This window comes from Komagataeibacter kakiaceti JCM 25156, from assembly GCF_000613305.1.
The window spans coordinates 1-1,170 of record NZ_BAIO01000633.1 but is presented as its reverse complement, the minus strand read 5'-3'; the positions used below and the strand labels follow the sequence as shown (position 1 = coordinate 1,170).

Sequence of the window (1,170 nt, the reverse complement as noted above, 5' to 3'; positions counted from 1 at the left end):
CGCCGCCATAAGGCCGGCCGCCCCCCGCGCCAAGGACGATGGCGTCAAGGACGGGGGCGCTGCCGCGTGTCATCGCCTCAGAAATCCAGATCCGCGTAATGGGCGGGCGGGTTGATGCCCGTCACCCGGTCCTGCAGCAGGGCGCGGAAGCACGGGCGGCTCTTGATGCGGGCGTACCAGTCCTTGGCGGCGGGCGCGCGCGCCCAGTCCACATCCCCCAGGTAGTCAAGGCTGGACAGGTGGGCGGCGGCGGCGAAATCCGCCATGGACAGCATGTTGCCCGCCAGCCACTGCCGCGTTTCGGCCAGCCAGTCGATATAGGAAGATGGGCGCGGATATGCGCGTACCCCGCGCGCAGGGCCGCGCCATCGGGGTTGCCGCGCTTGGAAATGCGCTTCAGCACCTTTTCATTGAGCAGGGGGCGCGAGACCTCGCCGCCGAATTTCTCGTCAAACCACGCCACCAGCCGGCGCACCTCCACACGCTCGGCCAGCGTGCGGCCCAGAAGCGGCGTGTCCGGATACGCTTCCTCCAGATATTCGCAGATGACCCATGAATGCGGAATGCACAGGCCGTTTTCTTCCTGTAGCATGGGCACGGTGCCCGCCGGGTTGCGGTCCAGGTATTCGGGGCGGTTTTCCCATACGCGTTCGATCTTGAGTTCGAACGGCAGCCGTTTTTCCCCCAGCACAAGCCGGACCTTGCGGGAGTAGGGCGAAAGGGGAAGATGGTAGAGGATGCGCATGTTCCCGCTTTATTGCATTGGGCCGCCCTTCGCCAAGCCCTGACGCGCATGAAAGGAAAAGCTGTCGCGTACAGGCGGTGAAAAGCCATCCACCCCTCGACAGGGGCGGCATGGCGCGATAGCTGGAAACAGACACGCCCACTTACCATACAGGACAGGATCACGTTGCCAGACGAACTGCGTCCCACACCGAAAATCCGCGCACGCGGGCGGTCGTTTCTTGCCCTGGTGCTTTCCCCCGAACCCATGCTGGCGGACTGGCTGGCCGGGCTGGATGCGCAGATCGCGCGTTCGAGCACATTTTTCGCCGGCAAACCGGTCATCCTCGACCTCTCGCTGCTCAACGCGCAGACGGAGGGACTGGCCGAACTCTACCCCGCGCTGCGCGCGCGCGGCATCCGCATCATCGGCATCGAAGGGGGCGA

The 1,170-nt window shown here is 65.2% G+C and carries 2 pseudogenes; one reads left to right on the top strand and one right to left on the bottom strand.

What is annotated here, in order from left to right:
- Nucleotides 1–77: 77 nt before the first annotated feature.
- Nucleotides 78–745 (bottom strand): annotated as a pseudogene (gene fzlA, locus JCM25156_RS25825) (FtsZ-binding protein FzlA).
- Nucleotides 746–910: 165 nt separating this feature from the next.
- Here fzlA and JCM25156_RS17375 point away from each other — a divergent pair.
- Nucleotides 911–1,170: pseudogene (locus JCM25156_RS17375) on the top strand (septum site-determining protein MinC); the annotation flags it as partial.